Raw genomic sequence first — 19,232 nt, 5'->3', positions numbered from 1 at the left:
TTTTAACACCGTTTTTCACAATTGAGCTGATATGGGACAATTTCAAGTAAATTATTTATCTGACTCAAAATTAACACCTAGACACTTTTATAAGGATTAATTGAACAGTTAGGTTCAGAGGCAAGTTTTTTAGAGGTGTTTCGAAACGGCAACTCCTTTGCGAGATAGAGTTGATAAGAAGAATCCGAGGTATTCAGCCCGTGTACACTGTTTTACAATAGGTTGATCGAATCGATAAATTTCCCATTCTTGTACCATTTCATCTAGATCTTCACTTAGGATCTATTTCCACAACTTCTCTAGTTGTCAGTTTACCTTCAATCTTGTACCTTACAACCGCCCACTTAATTTCATTTGTGTATACGTTTTTGCCAATGCAAAAACACCTCCCCCTAAATGTACTTATAACAGCGTAATATTAAGGAGGTGTTTTATTTGTCTTATTTATTTAGGTTAGTCTAAATTACAATCAGATTTTTTCTGAAATTTATTTCTAGAAAGTATCGAACCTATTATTTGTTTTTCCACTATTCAGTATACGATTAGCAGGTATTGATCTCATCGCTAATTCATTATAATCACTCTCTGGTTTAAAGATAAACACAGGGTTAGAATGTTGTATTAAATGTAAATCCCAACAGATCCCGTCTATTTTGTTATACTGACCTTGAATTGTCATGATATGAATGGTATTGCTTGATGGCTGAATTTGTAAATTGGTAAATGAATTTCCACTACATTCATTTGGTATGGTTTCACTGCCTTCTAAGACAATATTTTCAATACAATCTTCTAACGAAACTTTATCAAAGCGGTTTGCATTAATATATGAGTATCCACTAGTTGGTTTAACAGCTTTTAAATAAATTCCTTTCTCAAATGAAACGATTTTTATATCGGTAAAGTTTATAAATGAAATCTCGTGTCCAGTACCACCCGAATACAACCTTATACCAGTCCCCGATACAGAGCCTGTCCAATTTACTAGAATAAGATTTTTAAGTGATGAATTATTCCAGGTATTATAATATTTGTATTTCCCATCTAAATAAATCACTTCTTTGTTGTATCCGTTATAATCAACCATAATACTAGCATCCCACAATGAAGCGTCCTTTTGTAGCTCAAATCCACGAACATTAGCACCTATTACAAATCTTGTCCCAAAGCTGCCTTGTAATTTAACACCCTGTTTAATAATAACAGTTCCCGTCATATAATAGTCTTTATCCGAAGCAATGACTGTTTTTCTAGCATTTTGAAAAGCAAAATCAATGGCTGCTTGGATTTTCGCTTGAGGTGTATTACCTGTGAAATCCTCCACATAGACATTTGGACTTTCTGCCATTTAACCGACTCCTTATTAGTTTTATTTGTCTTATCTCAAGTTATTATATGAAATAAAAAAAACGTAGTATAATTATTTCGTACAACTTTTAAAATTTATATTACACAAAAATGGATTAACTGGTCAGTGAATAAAGGTGGAAGAAACAATTAAAAACAACCTTATAATTAAGAAAGAACTTAATTTTAAGGTTGTTTTCGCACCATTACATTATTAAGATTCTTTTAAAACAGAAAAGATAGGTTGTTTATATCTATTACACTTATCCTTGTATTGTTTTTCTATCAGGAACAAATTGGTTCTTACCCTTTTTTTCGTTCATCCCTATGGCTATTTTTCCTGCAAAATAATATCCATAGGGGATCTTATTCAGTACAAAAGTGCAAGCTATTGACAATAGCAGACTGCAAATAAAGTAAAGTCCGGTAAGCAATAACGGCTGTATTTCATTGGAAAGTTTCCTGAATGCTACGTGCATTAAGGCTAAAAATACAGGATGTATTAAATAAATACCGAATGAATATTGGCTTATCCAAACAAAGAATTTAGGTACGATTGAAATTTTAGTAGCGATGTAATATATCAACAAAATCATGCTGGTTGTAAAGAATATCATATCTACTCTTTTTGACGAAATACTATAGATAAGTTTTGAGTGATAGAGTGATAAACAAATTAAACCAATAATAATAGGACTTACAATAACCATTTTGGAATATTTATTTAAAAAACCAATAAAATACAAAAAGTTTCTACCACAATAATATGCCAAAGTAAAATAGAATAACCAACCAAAGAAAGGAATCCAATAAAGTTTTTCCCATATGTAAACTCCTATTTCTGTTGGATACGGTTTGACAAAATTAAAAAATCCCAAGTATAGTAAATTAATCAAAAGTGCCCCACCCATTACAAGAGAAGGTTTCCATCTTTTTAAATTATTATGGAAGAAATAATGTAAGAGATAAAACTGAAAGATAACGAGTATAAAGTAACCATGGTAATCCCCCAATAATATATGCCTCCATAATAATTGTCCAAAAGAACCCATAAAATTGTTTCCAAAACTTCCCGATTGTTCAAATGCTTTTAAAAATGCATAAAACGTGCCGAATAAAACATAGGGAACCATAATAAACTTTATCCTCTTAGACCAGAAATTTGCTGGAAGTTCTTGTGGATAAGAACGTGCCAAGATAAATTCTGAAATAAAAATAAAAGTTGGTGTCCCAAAAGTTAATAAAAGTCTTACTAAATTGACCATATAATTTTCATCTTCATAAGCCCTTGCCAGGGAATGAAGAAGTAAAATACTAAGACAAGCAATACTCCTCATTAAGAATATTTCATTAATCAATTTTTTAGGCAAAATCCTCTCTTCCTCTCCAACACAATAAATTTTCATTCATAAAAAAACACTTCTACGTATTGGTATAGTTTTCTTTTTGCTGTATTTCCATAAACACCAAAAGTGTTACCGATAATTTTTACATATTCACTAATTGTAATTCCAACATTGAGTTTATCCTTCCACCAGTTCTTAGGATCATATGAACTAACACTAGAGACATAAATAAGTGTATCCTTGGTATCACTATAGACTCTGCTAAAGTTATATTTAACCCTCCGCATATGGAAATCTGAGGAGACTATAATTGCAGAATGATAGTGATACTTTTCCATTATTTTTTTTACATAAACTGCACTTTCATATGTGCTATCGGACTTAGCTTCCAAAATTAAAGAGCTTCTTGGGAGAATAGTAACTGCCCTTCCCCATAAATTGTCTGCCAACCCGTTTGATACAATCATTTTCCTTGCATATCCTGACTCATAGAGTTCCTTTCCTTTTTCAAGACGGCCCTCACCCCCACTTAATACAACGATTACATCCACGGTTTTTGGCTTTTCATTAATAACTAGAAATCTTCCAGCGAAAAATAGAAATATAAGAATAAAAAAAACTGTTAAAAAAAAGGCGCTCCTTAATATGAGTCGATTCTTTTTTTGTAAAAACCCATTTCCTTTTGAATGTAACATTTTTATCTCCTGTAGGATGTCTAATCCATTGAAAGTGAAGTAGTCGATATTTAAACATAGGACAATTAAACGATTAGTTGGTATTTATACAGTTGCTTGTTCAATTAGGTTATAAATTTCCCCGTATGATTGTCTCCTATCAAATTTCTCCTCTGCCAGTTTCCTGGCATTTGCCCCAAACTTGGCACATAAACCTCTATTATGATAAAGGTGCTCAATTAAACCTGCCAATTTTACCGTATCTCCCGGATTGTAGTTGTATCCAATGCTTTCGGTTGTGACCATGTTCATAAATTCTTGATTTAGGCTACTATTTAGTATAGGTAAACCTGCAGATAGGAAATCGCCAATTTTATTCGTTATACTTTGTTGAGCCCCTTTACTGATTGTATTTGCTGCTAGATTGGAATTTATTAAATAAGGAATCATCTCCTCGTATTTAAAATGTCCCATAAAATCGACAGGGGCCCCTAGTTGATTGGCCAATTTCTCAAATTTTGATTGTAATGGTCCTGATCCTAAAACTTTAAAAATAATATTGGAATGCCCTTTATTTTTTAAAATCGCAACCGCATGAATGACTGTTTCAAGGTCATAACTATAGCTAAGCGTACCGATATAAGTAATCCAAAATTCATTAGGGTCTTTCTTAATATAATTTTCTTTATTCGAATCAAAAACACCTAAGTCCGTGCCTATAAAAATTGGTAAGTAACTTTTCGCATTTAAATTTACTTTGCTCACCCGCTGCACATAACTTTTTGAGACCCCTACGACATAATCAGCTAAGCTGTAAATCTTATTGGCATAAACTGTAAGTGGATACAATAAGAAATCAACTAATAGCTCAGGAAGAGGAATAGCGTTCTTAATTGCTTCTGGCCAAACATCCTGAATATCCATTACAAACGGAATCTGATACTTTTTAGCGTATCTTCCGACGATAAAAGCAGCATCCATCATAGGATAGGCACAATAAATGACATCCGGCCTTTGTCTAATATTTTTCAAATAAACAGCTAGTTGTTTTGAGAAATATTTATGACTTTTGATTCGGTCAATACCAATATTCCTCTGGTACCCTAGTTCATCAATCATGACAATTTCATACTTTATCCCATTGTTTATATTTTCAATTTTCGTTTTATCACGAAAGTTTTTATCACTATGCTTAAAATTACTGGTAAGTAACGTTACATTATGTCCCTTACCACTTAATTTCTCTGCAATATATGTAAACCTATTAAACCCCTTCTCCCCAGGAAGTATCGTAAAGGGAGCTACTAAAAGAATCTTTCTATTTTTTGTTAACATCCTTCCACTCTCCATCCAACTAGAGTTATCCTTAGTACTAGACAACAATTTTCATATTATCTTTGGCTTGATTAGTCATTAGTAACAGGACTTCCTTTAGTGATTCTCTATCTATATGGCAATGATTTTCGAGTAGGTCTGAAATTTTTGTAACATCGACATTCACTGACTTTCCAACGAAAATTTTGGGATGTACCTGATGATCATGCACTTCATTTGGATTCAGGATTTCTTCAAATAGCTTTTCACCTGGTCTTATCCCAGAGTAAGTAATTTCTATTTCGTTCTCCGTATAGCCTGATAATCGAATTAGATTTTTAGCTAAATCAACTATTTTTACTGGTTCACCCATATCAAGGACAAAAATCTCCCCACCCTTTGCACGGGCTCCGGCTTGTAATACAAGTCTAGAGGCTTCGGGGATTGTCATAAAAAATCTTGTCATTTCTGGATGCGTTACAGTTACGGGACCTCCTTTTGAGATTTGTTCCTTGAATAGCGGTATGACACTGCCTCTGCTGCCTAACACATTCCCGAACCGTACTGCTACAAATCTAGTATTACTATTTTGATTAAGTTCTTGCACAATCATCTCAGCAATTCTCTTCGTGGCTCCCATCACACTTGTTGGATTTACAGCCTTATCAGTTGAGATCATGACAAAGGTTTCAACACCAAATTCTTCTGCTGCTTCCGCTACATTTTTTGTTCCGATTACATTGTTCTTAACTGCTTCTTCAGGATTTTTCTCCATTAATGGTACATGTTTATGAGCAGCTGCATGAAAGATAACTCTTGGCCGATGTTTATCCATAATATCGAACATTTTATCTCTATCCTTAATATCAGCAATTTCCGTTATTATTTGGATATCATCAGAGCAAGTGGATTTAAGTTCCATTTCAATAGTATAAATACTGTTCTCTCCATGTCCCAGAAGGATAAGTTTTGAGGGGGTAAACTGAGAAATTTGACGGCAAATTTCTGAGCCAATCGATCCACCTGCACCAGTTACAAGTACAACACTATCAGTAATGAATTGTGAGATGGAGTTTGCGTCTAATTCAACTGGTTCCCTGCCCAAAAGATCACTCGGTTCGACATTTCTTATTTCATTAACTGAGACCTTACCTGTTACTAGGTCTTCAAACATTGGCATCATTTGCGTATTAATCTTTGTTTTGGAACATTCTGTATAAATACTTTGTAATTCTTTTTTAGTTAGTGATGGGATAGCAATAATTATATTTTCAATCATCAGATCTTCTACCGCATCCCTGAGATTCCCCAATCCACCAATTACTGGCAAACCTAAAATATCAAGGTGATGCTTTTGTTTATCATCATCCATAAATGCGACAGGTATGAGTTCACCATTACTGTGCTTCAATTGTCTTGCTACCAACATACCAGCAGATCCAGCACCAATAATGAGACTTCTCTTTTTAACGATTTTGTTTCCAGAAAAATTTTTCTCCTTTATAATTCGCCAAGAAAAACGAGATCCGCCAATTAAAAATAAATGCATCATCCATGTAGTTGTTAAGATTCGAAAATATATTTGCTGACCTACAATAAATTGTATAAGTGCTGCCGTGATTATTGAAAAGGTTACAGCCTTTAAAATTGTGATCATCTCATCAACACTTGCGTACTCCCAAGCTCTTTTATACAACTTATATCTATAAGCAAACCAATGATGGCTTAGAAGCAATGTGGTGGACACAATGGCCAAAGGTACTCTAGGCACTACACAACCAGAGAATAAAAGAAAACTACATACATAGACAGATGTAAATACGATTAAAGAATCCACTACTAATAAAGAAAGCAACCGTTTTTGGAAACTCATCAAGGCTACTCCTTTCATTTCATTTAAGTACAGAACACCACATCAAAGAATCATCATGTTCTTTTTAAAGAACGATAAAGATAAAAGGGGTCCACTTTGATTTGAAATAATCCTGTTTCAATAGATTCGAACCTAGGAAACAATATAATTTAGTTTATTTTTACGACTAATAAAAGATTGAATGGTTTCTATCACTCGTGTTTGCTCCTCTTCTGTCATGTTCGTACCTGAAGGTAAACAAACTCCCCTTTCAAATAGATATTCAGCGATATTCAATTGGTCTGAATGAGGGTAATACCTGTAATTATTTAATAATGGTTGTAGATGCATTGGTTTCCATACTTGTCTCGCTTCAATGTTTTCTTTTTCTAGTTCCTGGATTAACTCAAGTGGTGTAAATAATGGTTGTTCCGAGTCTATATATAGAGTTGTTAACCATCGGTTATGACGGGTTTCTCGATATTCAGGCATAAAAATAAACTCTTTAATATGATTTAATTCTTTCACGTATCTTTGAAAAATAACCTGTTTCTGTTTTACTCGTTCTTCAATAACTGCAAGTTGAGCAATACCAATTCCGGCTAAAATATTACTCATCCGATAATTGTAGCCTACTTCACTATGATGATAATAAGGTCTATTATCTCTTGCTTGTGTAGCAAGAAACTTTCCTTTTTCTAGTGCCTCTTTGTCATTAGAGACGAGCATTCCTCCACCTGAGGTGGTAATAATCTTGTTCCCATTGAAGGAAAATACACCAAACTTACCTAGCGTACCACTTTTTCTCCCCAAATAGGTGGAACCAAGTGATTCAGCAGCGTCCTCTATTACGGGAACTTGATAAAAATTACAAATATCCATTATTTCATCCATTTTGGCATTCTGCCCATAGAGATGAACAACAATTACAGCTTTGGGTAAACTTCGATCCTTTTCAGCGTCGATAAATGCCTTCTTCAAGGCTTCTGGTGACATATTCCATGTATCAAACTCTGAATCTATAAACACGGGTTCCGCTTGTTGATATAGAATTGGATTTGCACTTGCAATGAATGTAAGTGTAGAGCAAAAAACTCTATCACCTGCCTTGACATCAAGTAATCTTAATGCCAGGTGGATAGCGGCTGTACCAGAACTGACTGCTAGAGCACCTCTCGACCCTACATATTCTGATATATTTTCTTCAAACCGGTCAACATGAGGACCTAATGGAGCAATCCAATTGGAATCAAAGGACATATCAATATATTTTTGCTCATGGCCAGTCATATGGGGTGATGAAAGGAAAATTCTTTTTTTATTACTACTCATGAACTCACATCCATTCCTTGAAGACATGTTTACTCGATTTGATAATAAAGTTATTTGTTACTAGAAAGTATATGTAAATCCAAATCCGGATGTCTGTATAAGGGAAAATAATTTTCAGGAACAGGCAGGTCTTTTATTAGTTCATCATAAATTTCCTGATTATGGATTTTTTTCCCAATATAAAAGGGTAAATCACCATATTTATTAAATCGCTTTTTAAAACGATACAAGGTATCCGTATCTCCTGTATATCCTCCTCCTAAATGTAAAGCCTTCTTTCCCTTAGCCTTTGCCCATTCCACAACATAATGAATTAAGGAATTATTAGGGGAGAAATTTAGATAGTCTTCGTCTGAACCTAGTAAGTGATAATGAATAAAATCACCGTAGTGCATAAAAAAGCAAGACATAATAACCTTATCTTCCATCACGACTTCGATTAGTTCTAACTGATCCTTTAAAAGTTCTGCACTATTTTCAAAAAAGTCTTTTTTAAAATAGTAATAATCATATGCGTTTTTCTTATCCATTGTTTTATAATAAAGTCTCATAAAGTTCTCCAATTCATTAGGAGGTCTATGGACAATGGTAAAATAATTATTGGCTTTTGCTTTCCGTAACCTATTTCTGTTTTTATTATCATAATTGGCCCATATCTCGTCTAAATCCAAGGATAAATCAACGTAAATAGTGTGGCGATTTAGAGTAGACTCCATATCTTTATAATCCTGGTCATTCCGAATTAAGGGGTGAAATCGTACAAACTCTGTAATAATATTTTTTCTTAAACAATAAGAACGAAATGATTCCTCAAATTCATTGAATAGTTGCTTTTTATTGGATTCGTCCTTAACGTTGGTAATTGGACCTCCATAACCGTAAGGACTTGTAATATCGTACAATGGCCCATATTTACTTGATGTTTCCTTTACAATTAATAAGTTACTAAGATCTCTTAATAAGAAAGGATAATAGACAAAATCCTTGCCATTATCGTATACAAAAAGCCTGGCCTCCCCTTCTCCATTCCTTTCATAGATTTCAAAATATTCGGGTGTGAAATAAATATCTTGACTTTCTGTCTCTCGTAAAAGCTCGTGCCAACTCTCTTTTTCTGTTAAATCAAACATTTTATAGACCACTACATTACCCCCTAAAATCTTTTGGAATCGACTAATTTTTCATGGCAACAGTCTATTAAATTAAATCTTTAGATTCATCCGGCTGCTTTTACAAGCTATTTTGAACGGAATTCGACTTGAGATTTCTCCACTAGTCAAAAGAAGAAGCTTTCTAGTTGGGTCTAACTGATAAAGACAGTGTAGTAAATCATAATCATGTAAAGAATTGGTAGAGGTTAATCGATAAAATTGACTTTTTATCCTGCCTATCTGGTAAACTCCATTTCTCGTTTTGCATGTAAGCATTGAAAAACCAAAAAGTTTGTGTTCCGCTTCCGCATTTGGATAGTTTTCTATAAAACATTCATTAGAGGAGTTAGTATCCGGAAAAAAAGACTGTTCACCAACATACCAGCTAGTTGTATCCTCTATAACAAAACCCATTTTTTTATACCAGCTCATTGCAGCAGTATTATTCTCAAAAACATCTAGGGAAATGATAGATTTTTTGTACTCAGCCAATAATTGGGCTCCATGTTTTACTAGAAGGAATTTACCTATTCCCACTCCTCGGTATTCAGGTGAGACATAAATATTATTTAACAAAAGACTATTTTCTAAATAACGCCATTCAGAATATCCGGCTAATTCATCATCGATAAATGCTGCGTAAAACTTCGCTCTGCGATTTTTCTCAGATATCTTAAGCTGCTTTCTTAAATAGGCCTCATAGCCATTAGAACTAAAAATAGTAAGCGGAAAAATATCCTTGTCCATGCCTGTTTCAATTAACTTCGGAATTATCTTTACATCTTTATTTTTAAAGGGCTCTATTCGTATTTCCATTGTTTGTTATCCACCTCTTAAAGCCTTTGCCTTGTTCCGTCTTTCCACATCAAAATCCAACATTAGCTGATCAGGTACATTGGCAATCCCTTCTCGCTTTAAAGTTTTAGTTATCGTTTTTAAGATAATACCTAAGTCTAAGAGAAAAGACCGTTCTTCTACGTATTTAACATCTAAAGCTAATCTGCTATCCCAATCTAATTCATTCCTGCCATGGATCTGTGCATACCCTGTTATTCCTGGTCTAACGGTATGCCTTTTCGTTTCTTCTAAGGTGTAATAAGGTAAATACCGAACCAAAAGTGGGCGTGGTCCTACTAAACTCATGTCCCCCTTTACTACATTTAGAAGCTGTGGCAACTCATCCATACTTAGTCGTCTTAACAAAAGTCCTACTTTTGTTAATCGAATGGAGTCAGGCAGATCTTCCCCATTTTGATCCTTTTCATTTGTCATGGTTCTAAACTTTAATAATGTAAAAATTTCCTCATGATATCCTACTCGTTTCTGTTGGAATAGAATAGGAGAACCAATTTTCACTCTGACGATAATCGCAACTCCAATCATTATTGGGCTAGACAGACAAAGTAGGAGCAAACCCACAAAAATATCAAACATTCTTTTCATCGTTTTCCCCTAACGTTTTCATTATAAAATTCCACATAAACCTCTATAAAGAACGATGCAACAAAAATTATTTAGCATAGGTAACTGGTGATTCTAGAGTCGTAATAGTTTTTTTCTTGAAAACAACTCTCCTTAAATATTTAGAAATTGGCTTTTCAATAACGACATAAACTAAACAGGTAGAAATAACTGTCAATAAAATCACAATAACCATTGAAGAAAAATAGCCAAACGCATCAACTAAGTTTAGCTTTTTTAATATCAAAATATAAAATTGAAGAAATGGTCCATGGGCAATATAAATCGAATAAGAGGCATCTCCTAAGAATGATAGCACTCTGGGGACCTTTCGAAGTTTCTTATCTTTCTCTGAAATGCCAAGCATCAACATCATTGAAAATAGGCAATAGAAAACAGGCATCTGAATATCAACAAAACTGTATATATTATTTATCCAAACAGCAAGGTATCCTAACATTCCTCCCCAAATTAACGTGGTTGAATATCTGAAGTTATAGTTAAGGGTCAAATATGCAACTAAACAACCAAATATAATTTCTAAGCTGCTAAAGTCGAAAAGAAATGAATTTTCTTGAAATGGAATAATGTTTAACTCTATTAAAACTTGAGCGAATACCCAGCATAAAATCACTGGTTTAAAAACCTTGGGTTTGTAAATATACATGGTAAATAGGATATAAAAAAACATGACAAAGCTAAGTGACCATGTTGAAGCTAGAATAGGATCAGATGGTAGGATCAGCATTGACTTATAAACGAGCTCCCAAGAGAATGGTTCATCGACAGCCGGAAAGATTATTGAGGCTGCAATAGTCAATAACGTAAATATCCAATACATTGGGTAAATTCTAATTAATCGCTTCAAAAAAAATTCAGCAGCTTTACCTGGAACACCAGTATGCTTATGATATATATAATAAATCATAAAACCAGTAACGATAAAAAAGAAATCTACTCCCCCTGTTCTTTTCCATTCTCCCATATGAAACCAGTTGTACTTAAAATCAGTATAAAACAAAATATTTACATGCCCTAAGAGAACAAATAATATGGCAATCGCCCTTGAAATCTGTACATAGGAGAGCTTCCTATTGCTACTTTCCATTAACTTCTCCTCATTTCTAAAGAAATTCGAACCATTTGAGATTATTTTGCAATCCCTATAGTAACCTCTAATGATCTAGTCTTTTTCATAAATATTATCCTTCTTAAATATCTTGACATGGGCTTTTCAACAATTTTATAGACAAAGCAGCAAGTTATTACAGTTAAGATAATGACAATAGACATTGAAAAAAAGTAGCCTAATAAACTGACCAAATGAATTTTTACCAATAAATAAAGAAAGAGATGCAATAATGATGCATGGGCAATATAAATTGAATAGGAGGCATCTCCCAAAAATGAAAGTAATTTTGGTACTTTTCTATCTTTCTTATCTTTTTCTGAAATCCCAAGCATTAGAATCATGGAAAATACAGAAAAGAATGTAGGTCCATGTAAATGCATAAAGTTGTAGATGTTATTTATCCAAACCGCTAAATATCCTAAAAGTCCTATTGATATAAAAAGGGTAGAATGTTTAAAATCATAGTTAAGTGTCAAATGAGCAACCAAACATCCGAAAAGAATTTCCAAACTACTAAAGCTAAAGATAAAGGATTTCTCTGGATAAGGAACAATTTTTAATTCGATTAAGACTGTTGCCACAATCCACAAAAATATAATAGGTTTAAAGATTTTAGGCCTGAAGAGAAAGGCACTAAATAATAGATAAAAAAACATGACATGACAAAGTGACCAAGCTGAATCGAGAATGGGTATAGGTGGCAAGATAATCATTGACTTTATGATTAGTTCCCCAGAATACCCTTCGAACTTTGAAGGAAATAAAAAAGTAAGAGATATTAAAATTAAGGTAAACAACCAGTAAACGGGATAAATTCTAATCACACGCTTTAAGATAAATTCCTTTGTCTTTCCGGGCACACCAGCATGTTTATGATAAAGGTAATAAATCATAAAACCAGTAACGATAAAAAAGAAGTCGACACCTCCCGTTCTATCCCACTCCCCCATATTAAACCAGTCGTATTTATATTTTGTATAAAATAAAATATTCACATGTCCTAAAAGAACAAATAAGATAGCTATTGCTCTTGAAATCTGTACATACGAAAGCCTTCTTCTTCCACTTTCCATATTTTCTTCCCCTCTTTTCCTTCAATCAAGCCGATAAACCACCATCTCTATGCCTTTGAATGTTTCATAAAGGCATTGATAGAATAATTAGCAAAGTACCATAAAGCTGAAGGGATATTAATCTTTTCTACCTTCCTGTACGTATTCCATGTTTTCTGAGCAGATTTTAGTTTATTGCTTGAAAGAGAATTTTCACACTTTCTATAAATTGCTAACTCCTCATTCAAGCCATATGCATCAATTCCTGTTGAGAGGATAGAAAGCCATAATCCAAAATCCTCTGAGCAATCACGATGTAATGGCATTTGTACCCTTCCAACCTTCCTTTTATCCAGCATCACCGTTAGGGTTCCAATCATTGTATTTTTTAATAAGGTCTTATATTCAATCTTAGCCGGGACTTTGAAAACAATATCAGTTCTCTCCCCAACTTCGGTCATAATTCTGTAATCTGTATAAGAAAATGCGAGATTATTTTTTTCCATAAATATTAGCTGTTTTTCTAATTTTTGAGGAAGCCAAAGATCATCACTATCTAGAAAAGCAAGAAAATCTCCGTTTGCAGCACTAATAGCTTGGTTTCGAGCACTGGCAGGCCCACTATTTCTTTTTAGTTCTAATAACTTTATTCTCGAATCATATTCCATTTCTTTCTTCACAATATCAACCGTATCATCTGATGAACAATCATCCACAACAATCATTTCCCAGTTTGTAAAAGTCTGTGCCTTGACGGAATGAATTGTTTCTGCTATAAATCTTACAGCGTTATACATAGGAGTAATAATTGAAACTGTAGCTCCAGATGAGTTTTCCATTTTTATTTCCCCACCCTATTCTCTAAAATAGACTTCGTCACAGTTCTTATAACCTAGTAACACCAAAGTATTTCTAATGATTAATTACTTTCGTTTGTTCAAGAGTTTTTAGTATTTTCTGGTTCTGAATATTGGTTTCTTTTACTCCTTGTGCTTGTTCACGTTGAAGAACAACTCTAAAGGTTTGAAAGAGGATTTTTAAATCCAGCCAAAACGAATAATTACGAACGTACAGTAAATCAAAACGCAATTTATCATCTACAGGAGTAGTATAATTTCCTAACACCTGCGCTAAGCCGGTTATCCCTGGCTTCACTTTCAACCGATAGGAATATTCAGGGTACTTTTGTTTAAATTGGCTAATGAAAAACTCTCTTTCTGGTCTTGGCCCTACTAAGCTCATTTGACCTTTAATGACATTTAATAACTGTGGAAGTTCATCTAAACGAACAGCCCTTATGAACCTTCCAATTAGCGTAATTCTTGGATCTCTATCCAAAGCCAGTACTGGACCTGTTCTTTTTTCAGCATCTTGAACCATACTTCTAAACTTATAAATGGAATATGGTTTACCATTTAATCCTATACGCTCTTGTTTATAAAGTGCTGCTCCTCTTGAAGTGAGTGGTATTAAAAGGAATAAAACTAGAAAAAAAGGACTTGTGATTACTAAGATAATGAAAGATACAATGATATCAAACATTCGTTTGTAAAATTGTTGACTTACACTAAGCTGTGGAGGCTTTATTGAAACCACAAGCATATCATCAATTTGCTGGGTATTCGCACTAAGTACAGATAATTCAAAAAATTGCGGTACCATCATAACTTCTTTTCCATACTGGATACATAGGTTTATAATTTCCTCTTTATCCTTATTATTTATAGTTGGACTAATCAGGATAAGATCACATTGTTTTACATAATCCGGAATTAGCCCTTTTTTTGCTATCGAGACGAATCCCTCTATTTCAAACCATCCTTTATCATGATTTAGAAATTTTTCAGCTAAATGGAGGCTTGTATTTGAATCTTCCTCGATAATATAGACTTTCTTCTTACCGAATAATTTCTTATTCACATACCAAATACCAATCCGCGTAGAGACCAATAAAATCGTTTGAATAAGAAATGCTAAAATAATGTAACTTATCGGATAAGATAGGTAGGATGACCATTCTGTTATTATTAATTCAAAACCTGTGAAAATCACCATTGACAGTACAATTGAATAAACTAAATGTTGGGAACTTTTTCTTCTCCAATCTGCATATAGGTCATAAAAGTACATTACAAAAACAGAGCAAGCCGAAAGCACAATTAACTTTGAAAAATCATTTTTTACCCCTGTCTGCAATATTGAAAATTGTTGTAATAATTTATTCGATAAGAAAAACCCCGCATATACTAACGCAATATCAACTATAGCCAAAATGAATTTTACATAGCTCCCCTTATAGTCTTCATTCATTTTAATTCTCCTTCCGATCAAGCCTTTAGGTAAGGGACGGTAGTTTGATTACGATCTTCCGTTCTTATATAACCTTCAAAACGTTCTTAATATGGAACGTTTTGACGAAAAAATAATTCAACAACCTACCAAACCACGTCAAGGTCTGTTGTCTACTTATTCATATGTTCTTGATAAGTGGATTCAACCTGGTCTGCCCTTATCCATTTTTTCTTACCTCCACGTTCTTTTATGAATTTGCCAGCTTTTACAGTTTCTGAACTTACTGGTTTATATTTATATAACTTTCTAAAGAAGTGGAGAAAATTATAATCGAAACGTTTTCCATCTATAATCGTTATTCCACCAGCACTAGAAATTGTATGAACGCCATCAGGATACAAGCTGCCTTTCATAGGCTCTATATAACAAACTGTTTCTTCTTCAAATTGGGTAATTGTTAATGTTTTAATTCTATTTATAGCAATTCTTCCCCCATACGTTTTTGAACAATCCTGTGCCGGTCGGTAGAGTACTCCTTCATCCATAAATGGTGTCCCAGCAGGACGAGATGATCTTATATCAACTTTAACTGGGTTTAAAATGTGCGGTTTCCATTCTCCAAACAAATCCGTAGCATAATAGATATGCAATTCATTATTATGACTTTGAACCGTTGAAAACGATTTTGTACAAAATAACCACCAAGTATCTCCATATTTAACGATTGTTGAATCTACTGCATGGAAATCTTCTAATACTGTTTTAACTTTTTCCCATTCTTTACTTGACCCTTTATACATATAAATAGAAGCCTCTCGTGCTTCTGAGGTTTCAGGTATGCAGTATATCTGATTTTTATGCTCTAGTATAAAAGGATATGACATATGGCACGGGAATTTCATCAACGCCTGGTCAAATACTACTACATCATCCTTTACGCTTACACCACTAATAAACCCTTTAACCACTCGATAATCTACTTCTTCCATTAAGATTCGAAGTCCATTTTCATCCTGATAGGCAAAAGGATCTGCGTAATATAAATCCTTCTTTTGAACTAGCCATTCAATATTAGCTTTTGGATCATTAAGAAACTCATGTATTGGTTTGTGGACAATTCCAATATTCCAATATTCATAAGAAAAAAGTTTTGAGATGATTTTTTTCCATCTATTATTAACCATCCTAAAATGAAATTTTCCCATTTGTATCAAGTTTGGTCTCAAAACATATGGATTTGATACAAAAGTGGCTGGATGGTTAGTATATTCAGCATTGTTATTCAAAATGTCCCTACATACTAAGGCAGGCCAACTTGATATTGCGGAAGTGATAAGCTCCCTATTTTTCTTAAACGAATCTTTTATTGTTGAAAAACAACCTTCCTTTAAAGGTAATCTCTTATTTTCTTTAGAAAGTTTTAGCAGCCTCGCAAAGGTAATCGACTCATCATTATAAATATCACCAATATATTCATGCAAATCAGAACTATACTGGAAGACCCACACACCATATTTAGGCAAATCTATTATCTCTCCACCAATATTTCTTGAACTGAAATTTAATAGAAAATCTAGTTTGTGTTCATCTATTTTTTTCAAATCCTTTTTAATAAGAAGGTGTTCCATGTTCCCCGTTTTTACGGATTCACATTTTAAGAATGAAACGTTATTTACCAAGTCAGTTAAACTAGCGCCCGTGCGAATCGACTTTTGCTTACTTTTTTTAGTATTTAACAAGATGAACAAGCCTGCTTCAACACTTTCTAATTCTAGCATTTTTTTTAAACAGCTTTTTTGCCAATCCTCGATGTTTTCACTGTCAGATATAATTCCAAACCGAAGTCTCTTTCTTTTCATCATCTTAACACTCCTAGGAAATCAACTTATCAAATAGCTGTTCATAAAAACTATTTATGAAAACTTTGGCAGCCATTAGCTACAGTTTTCATACTCTTTTAAGGTATTACCTACCATCTGCTCTAACGAAAATTCGGTTTGGACTTTTCTTAGGGCATTTTCAATAAATTGATTCCTAATCTCTTCGTTTGATTCAATATCCAGAATTTTGTTACAAAAGTCTTCTACTGAATGTTCATTAATAAGGAATCCAGTTTTATTTTCAATTATCGCTTCCCCAATCCCCCCTCTATTGATAGAAATAATGGGTGTCCCTACTGCCATGGCTTCCAAAATAACCATAGGGAATACTTCACGATGGGATGTAAGTATTAAGAGGTCCATATCTTTAATAAATGACTCCGGATTTTGAACAGCTCCAACCATCTTTATCTTTTGAGATAAATTAAGTGTTTGAATCATCTCTTTTATTTTTTCCTTCTCCGGTCCATCCCCTGCAATATAAAACATGATATTTGGAATATGGCGCAGCTGGTCAGCTATTTTTATAAATAACTCATGATTCTTTTCTTCTGATAATCTTGCTAAAATACCAACATTAAAAGTGTCACCCTTTTCTTTCTGATGAAAGGTAAACTGTTTTAGATCAACACCGTTATATATAGTTGTAATTTTGCCAGGCTTTATTCCGGCTTTGACAAGATTATTCTTTTCATATTCACTAACAGTAATAATTCTTTCAACAAATTTATTTAATAAATGTGCGAAAACAAACGGGTTTTTCTCCTCAAGAACAGTAACATTGTGTTTTGTGTAGACAATCTTGAATTTCTGTTTTGTAAATTTTCTTACAGCTATGCAGTACAGAACCATCCTCAAACTATTTGCATGGACAATGTCTATTTGTTTATCTGTAATCCATTTTCTAAGTTTATTAATATTCTGGAAATGCTCCTTTCTACTTATCTCACTAAATTTGTCCTTATGCTTAATTTTCTTGTATAACTCTCCCGAACCCGCTGCATAGTAAAAGGAAATGTTAGGATGTTGCAACTGATTCTCTAATTTACAAAAATACATTTCTGCTCCGCCTAAAATGAGCTTATCCGTTACGACTAGAATATTCATGTGTTGCATCACTCCCTTTATAATTAACACTCAATTCACTCATTCGCTTTTGGGAAGTTAAGGCCGAAAAGGAAGTCCTGGTTTTCTTTTCATCCTTTAACAAGTGCTTTTCATTATGTAAATAAGTAGATAGAATCGCCAAATACATAAAAAACATGTCGTTAATAATAACTGAAAGGAATCCCATTTGAAGTATCAGTCCAAGAAAGGTCAATAAAAGATACGGATTATTTTTAGGTATACTGCTTTTAAAAATTTGTACTAATACTAAACTGATAAATAATAAAAAGCATGTCATTCCTAGTAAACCAGATTCAGACAAAATATCTAAAAATGTATTGTGGACCTCCAAATTATCCCTATATTGAAAGAAGTTGTAATCAGAAAAATTAAACGCGCCAATACCGAACACCAGATGTGAAGTAAAATAATCCCAAGCCCTGCTCCACAATTCCAGCCTTCCACTACCACCATCCTCGGAAAGGTCTCCTACCCTGGATTGTAAAATTCCGAAAATATCAAAATTCATATATTCAATCGCAATAAATAAAGCTGTACATAGTGAGACGGTAATACCTGCAAGTAATTTTAACTTTTTGATAGGGTTGCTGATTATCAGATAAAGAAGCAAAATAAATACCATGATCATAATCCCTCCTCTTGAAAAAGTTAGGATATTTGCAATAAAGCACAATAGCAATCCCAGCTTATTTTTCAAGGATCCAGCATTACAGAGATAATATGTGTAGAAGAGCGTATTATAGAAAACAAAGAAATTAGGATCCTGCAACAACCCGATTAAACGAGGATAATCGCGATCTAATAACAGTCCGAAACTGTATATCCTATCTCCATCGAACACAAATCCGAGACTTTTTAACCCAACAAAATAAAGTGTTAAACTAGCAATATTAAATAGTATCCCAGCATCAGATAGGGCTCTTTCAAGCACAAAATCTTGAGTGTTTCGAATAACGGATTTCATAATAAAATAACAAAAGATATAAAGGATAATTCCACAGATAATTCTAATGCTGGAGGCAGGGTATAATGCAAAGGCACCAGTATAGCTATACATGAGGTAAAATAACAATAATGCAACCTCAAACAAATGGAGCCTTTGAAAGCGGAATGATCCAATTTGAATAGTCAAAAACAAGATTAGAAAAATCATATACGGCTTTATTGCAAACCCTACATAAATATAATAATTTGCTAATGTTACTAATAAAAAGAGAATGAAGATTTTGAAACTGTAAGGATTAGATTTTTGCATAATTGTATCGTCCACT

Annotated in this window: 16 protein-coding genes; all 16 read right to left on the bottom strand. The window is 33.5% G+C overall.

Going from position 1 to position 19,232, the window contains the following annotated elements; all coding sequences use genetic code 11:
* Nucleotides 1-493 precede the first annotated feature (493 nt).
* Nucleotides 494-1,348 carry a hypothetical protein gene (locus tag COD92_RS15760; RefSeq protein WP_098529137.1) on the bottom strand — a complete coding sequence of 285 codons (855 nt, stop codon included), beginning with the start codon at nucleotides 1,346-1,348 and terminating at the stop codon, nucleotides 494-496.
* A 262-nt stretch (nucleotides 1,349-1,610) separates the two neighbouring features.
* The gene (locus tag COD92_RS15755; protein ID WP_176541140.1) at nucleotides 1,611-2,717 is read right to left on the bottom strand and encodes an acyltransferase family protein; all 1,107 of its coding nucleotides are present in this window, start codon (nucleotides 2,715-2,717) and stop codon (nucleotides 1,611-1,613) included.
* A 32-nt stretch (nucleotides 2,718-2,749) separates the two neighbouring features.
* Nucleotides 2,750-3,388: a YdcF family protein gene (locus tag COD92_RS15750; protein ID WP_098529133.1), complete on the bottom strand. Its 639-nt coding sequence runs from the start codon at nucleotides 3,386-3,388 to the stop codon at nucleotides 2,750-2,752.
* Between the two features lie 84 nt (nucleotides 3,389-3,472).
* Complete coding sequence (locus COD92_RS15745) at nucleotides 3,473-4,702, bottom strand: glycosyltransferase family 4 protein (RefSeq protein WP_176541139.1); 1,230 nt, start codon at nucleotides 4,700-4,702, stop codon at nucleotides 3,473-3,475.
* A 37-nt stretch (nucleotides 4,703-4,739) separates the two neighbouring features.
* Nucleotides 4,740-6,554 (bottom strand): polysaccharide biosynthesis protein, encoded by a 1,815-nt coding sequence (locus COD92_RS15740; RefSeq protein WP_098529129.1) that lies wholly within the window; start codon nucleotides 6,552-6,554, stop codon nucleotides 4,740-4,742.
* Between the two features lie 132 nt (nucleotides 6,555-6,686).
* A complete protein-coding gene (locus tag COD92_RS15735; RefSeq protein ID WP_098529127.1) occupies nucleotides 6,687-7,865 on the bottom strand; it encodes an aminotransferase class I/II-fold pyridoxal phosphate-dependent enzyme in 1,179 nt (392 codons plus the stop codon).
* A 50-nt stretch (nucleotides 7,866-7,915) separates the two neighbouring features.
* Entirely contained in the window at nucleotides 7,916-9,007 is a 1,092-nt protein-coding gene (locus tag COD92_RS15730; protein WP_098529125.1) for a GNAT family N-acetyltransferase, read from the bottom strand.
* Between the two features lie 60 nt (nucleotides 9,008-9,067).
* Nucleotides 9,068-9,832 carry a GNAT family N-acetyltransferase gene (locus COD92_RS15725; RefSeq protein ID WP_098529123.1) on the bottom strand — a complete coding sequence of 255 codons (765 nt, stop codon included), beginning with the start codon at nucleotides 9,830-9,832 and terminating at the stop codon, nucleotides 9,068-9,070.
* Nucleotides 9,833-9,838: 6 nt separating this feature from the next.
* On the bottom strand, nucleotides 9,839-10,459 hold the full coding sequence (locus COD92_RS15720; protein ID WP_098529121.1) for a sugar transferase: 621 nt from the start codon (nucleotides 10,457-10,459) through the stop codon (nucleotides 9,839-9,841).
* Nucleotides 10,460-10,526: 67 nt separating this feature from the next.
* Entirely contained in the window at nucleotides 10,527-11,585 is a 1,059-nt protein-coding gene (locus tag COD92_RS15715; protein ID WP_098529119.1) for an acyltransferase family protein, read from the bottom strand.
* A 41-nt stretch (nucleotides 11,586-11,626) separates the two neighbouring features.
* Nucleotides 11,627-12,682, bottom strand: a complete 1,056-nt coding sequence (locus COD92_RS15710; protein WP_098529117.1) for an acyltransferase family protein — start codon at nucleotides 12,680-12,682, stop codon at nucleotides 11,627-11,629.
* Between the two features lie 47 nt (nucleotides 12,683-12,729).
* Nucleotides 12,730-13,500 (bottom strand): glycosyltransferase family 2 protein, encoded by a 771-nt coding sequence (locus tag COD92_RS15705; protein ID WP_098529116.1) that lies wholly within the window; start codon nucleotides 13,498-13,500, stop codon nucleotides 12,730-12,732.
* A 73-nt stretch (nucleotides 13,501-13,573) separates the two neighbouring features.
* Nucleotides 13,574-14,971: a sugar transferase gene (locus COD92_RS15700; RefSeq protein ID WP_098529115.1), complete on the bottom strand. Its 1,398-nt coding sequence runs from the start codon at nucleotides 14,969-14,971 to the stop codon at nucleotides 13,574-13,576.
* Nucleotides 14,972-15,123: 152 nt separating this feature from the next.
* On the bottom strand, nucleotides 15,124-16,812 hold the full coding sequence (locus tag COD92_RS15695) for a glucosamine inositolphosphorylceramide transferase family protein (protein ID WP_141561109.1): 1,689 nt from the start codon (nucleotides 16,810-16,812) through the stop codon (nucleotides 15,124-15,126).
* Nucleotides 16,813-16,887: 75 nt separating this feature from the next.
* The gene (locus COD92_RS15690; protein ID WP_098529113.1) at nucleotides 16,888-17,940 is read right to left on the bottom strand and encodes a glycosyltransferase family 4 protein; all 1,053 of its coding nucleotides are present in this window, start codon (nucleotides 17,938-17,940) and stop codon (nucleotides 16,888-16,890) included.
* Nucleotides 17,915-19,231, bottom strand: coding sequence for an O-antigen ligase family protein (locus tag COD92_RS15685; protein WP_255286601.1), 1,317 nt, complete (start codon nucleotides 19,229-19,231; stop codon nucleotides 17,915-17,917). Before COD92_RS15685 ends, COD92_RS15690 begins: the two co-directional genes overlap by 26 nt.
* Nucleotide 19,232: the final 1 nt, after the last annotated feature.

The sequence above is a fragment of the Bacillus sp. AFS037270 genome, from assembly GCF_002585305.1.
The sequence above is the reverse complement of the archived record's forward strand: the minus strand, read 5'-3'. Positions and strand labels throughout refer to the sequence as shown.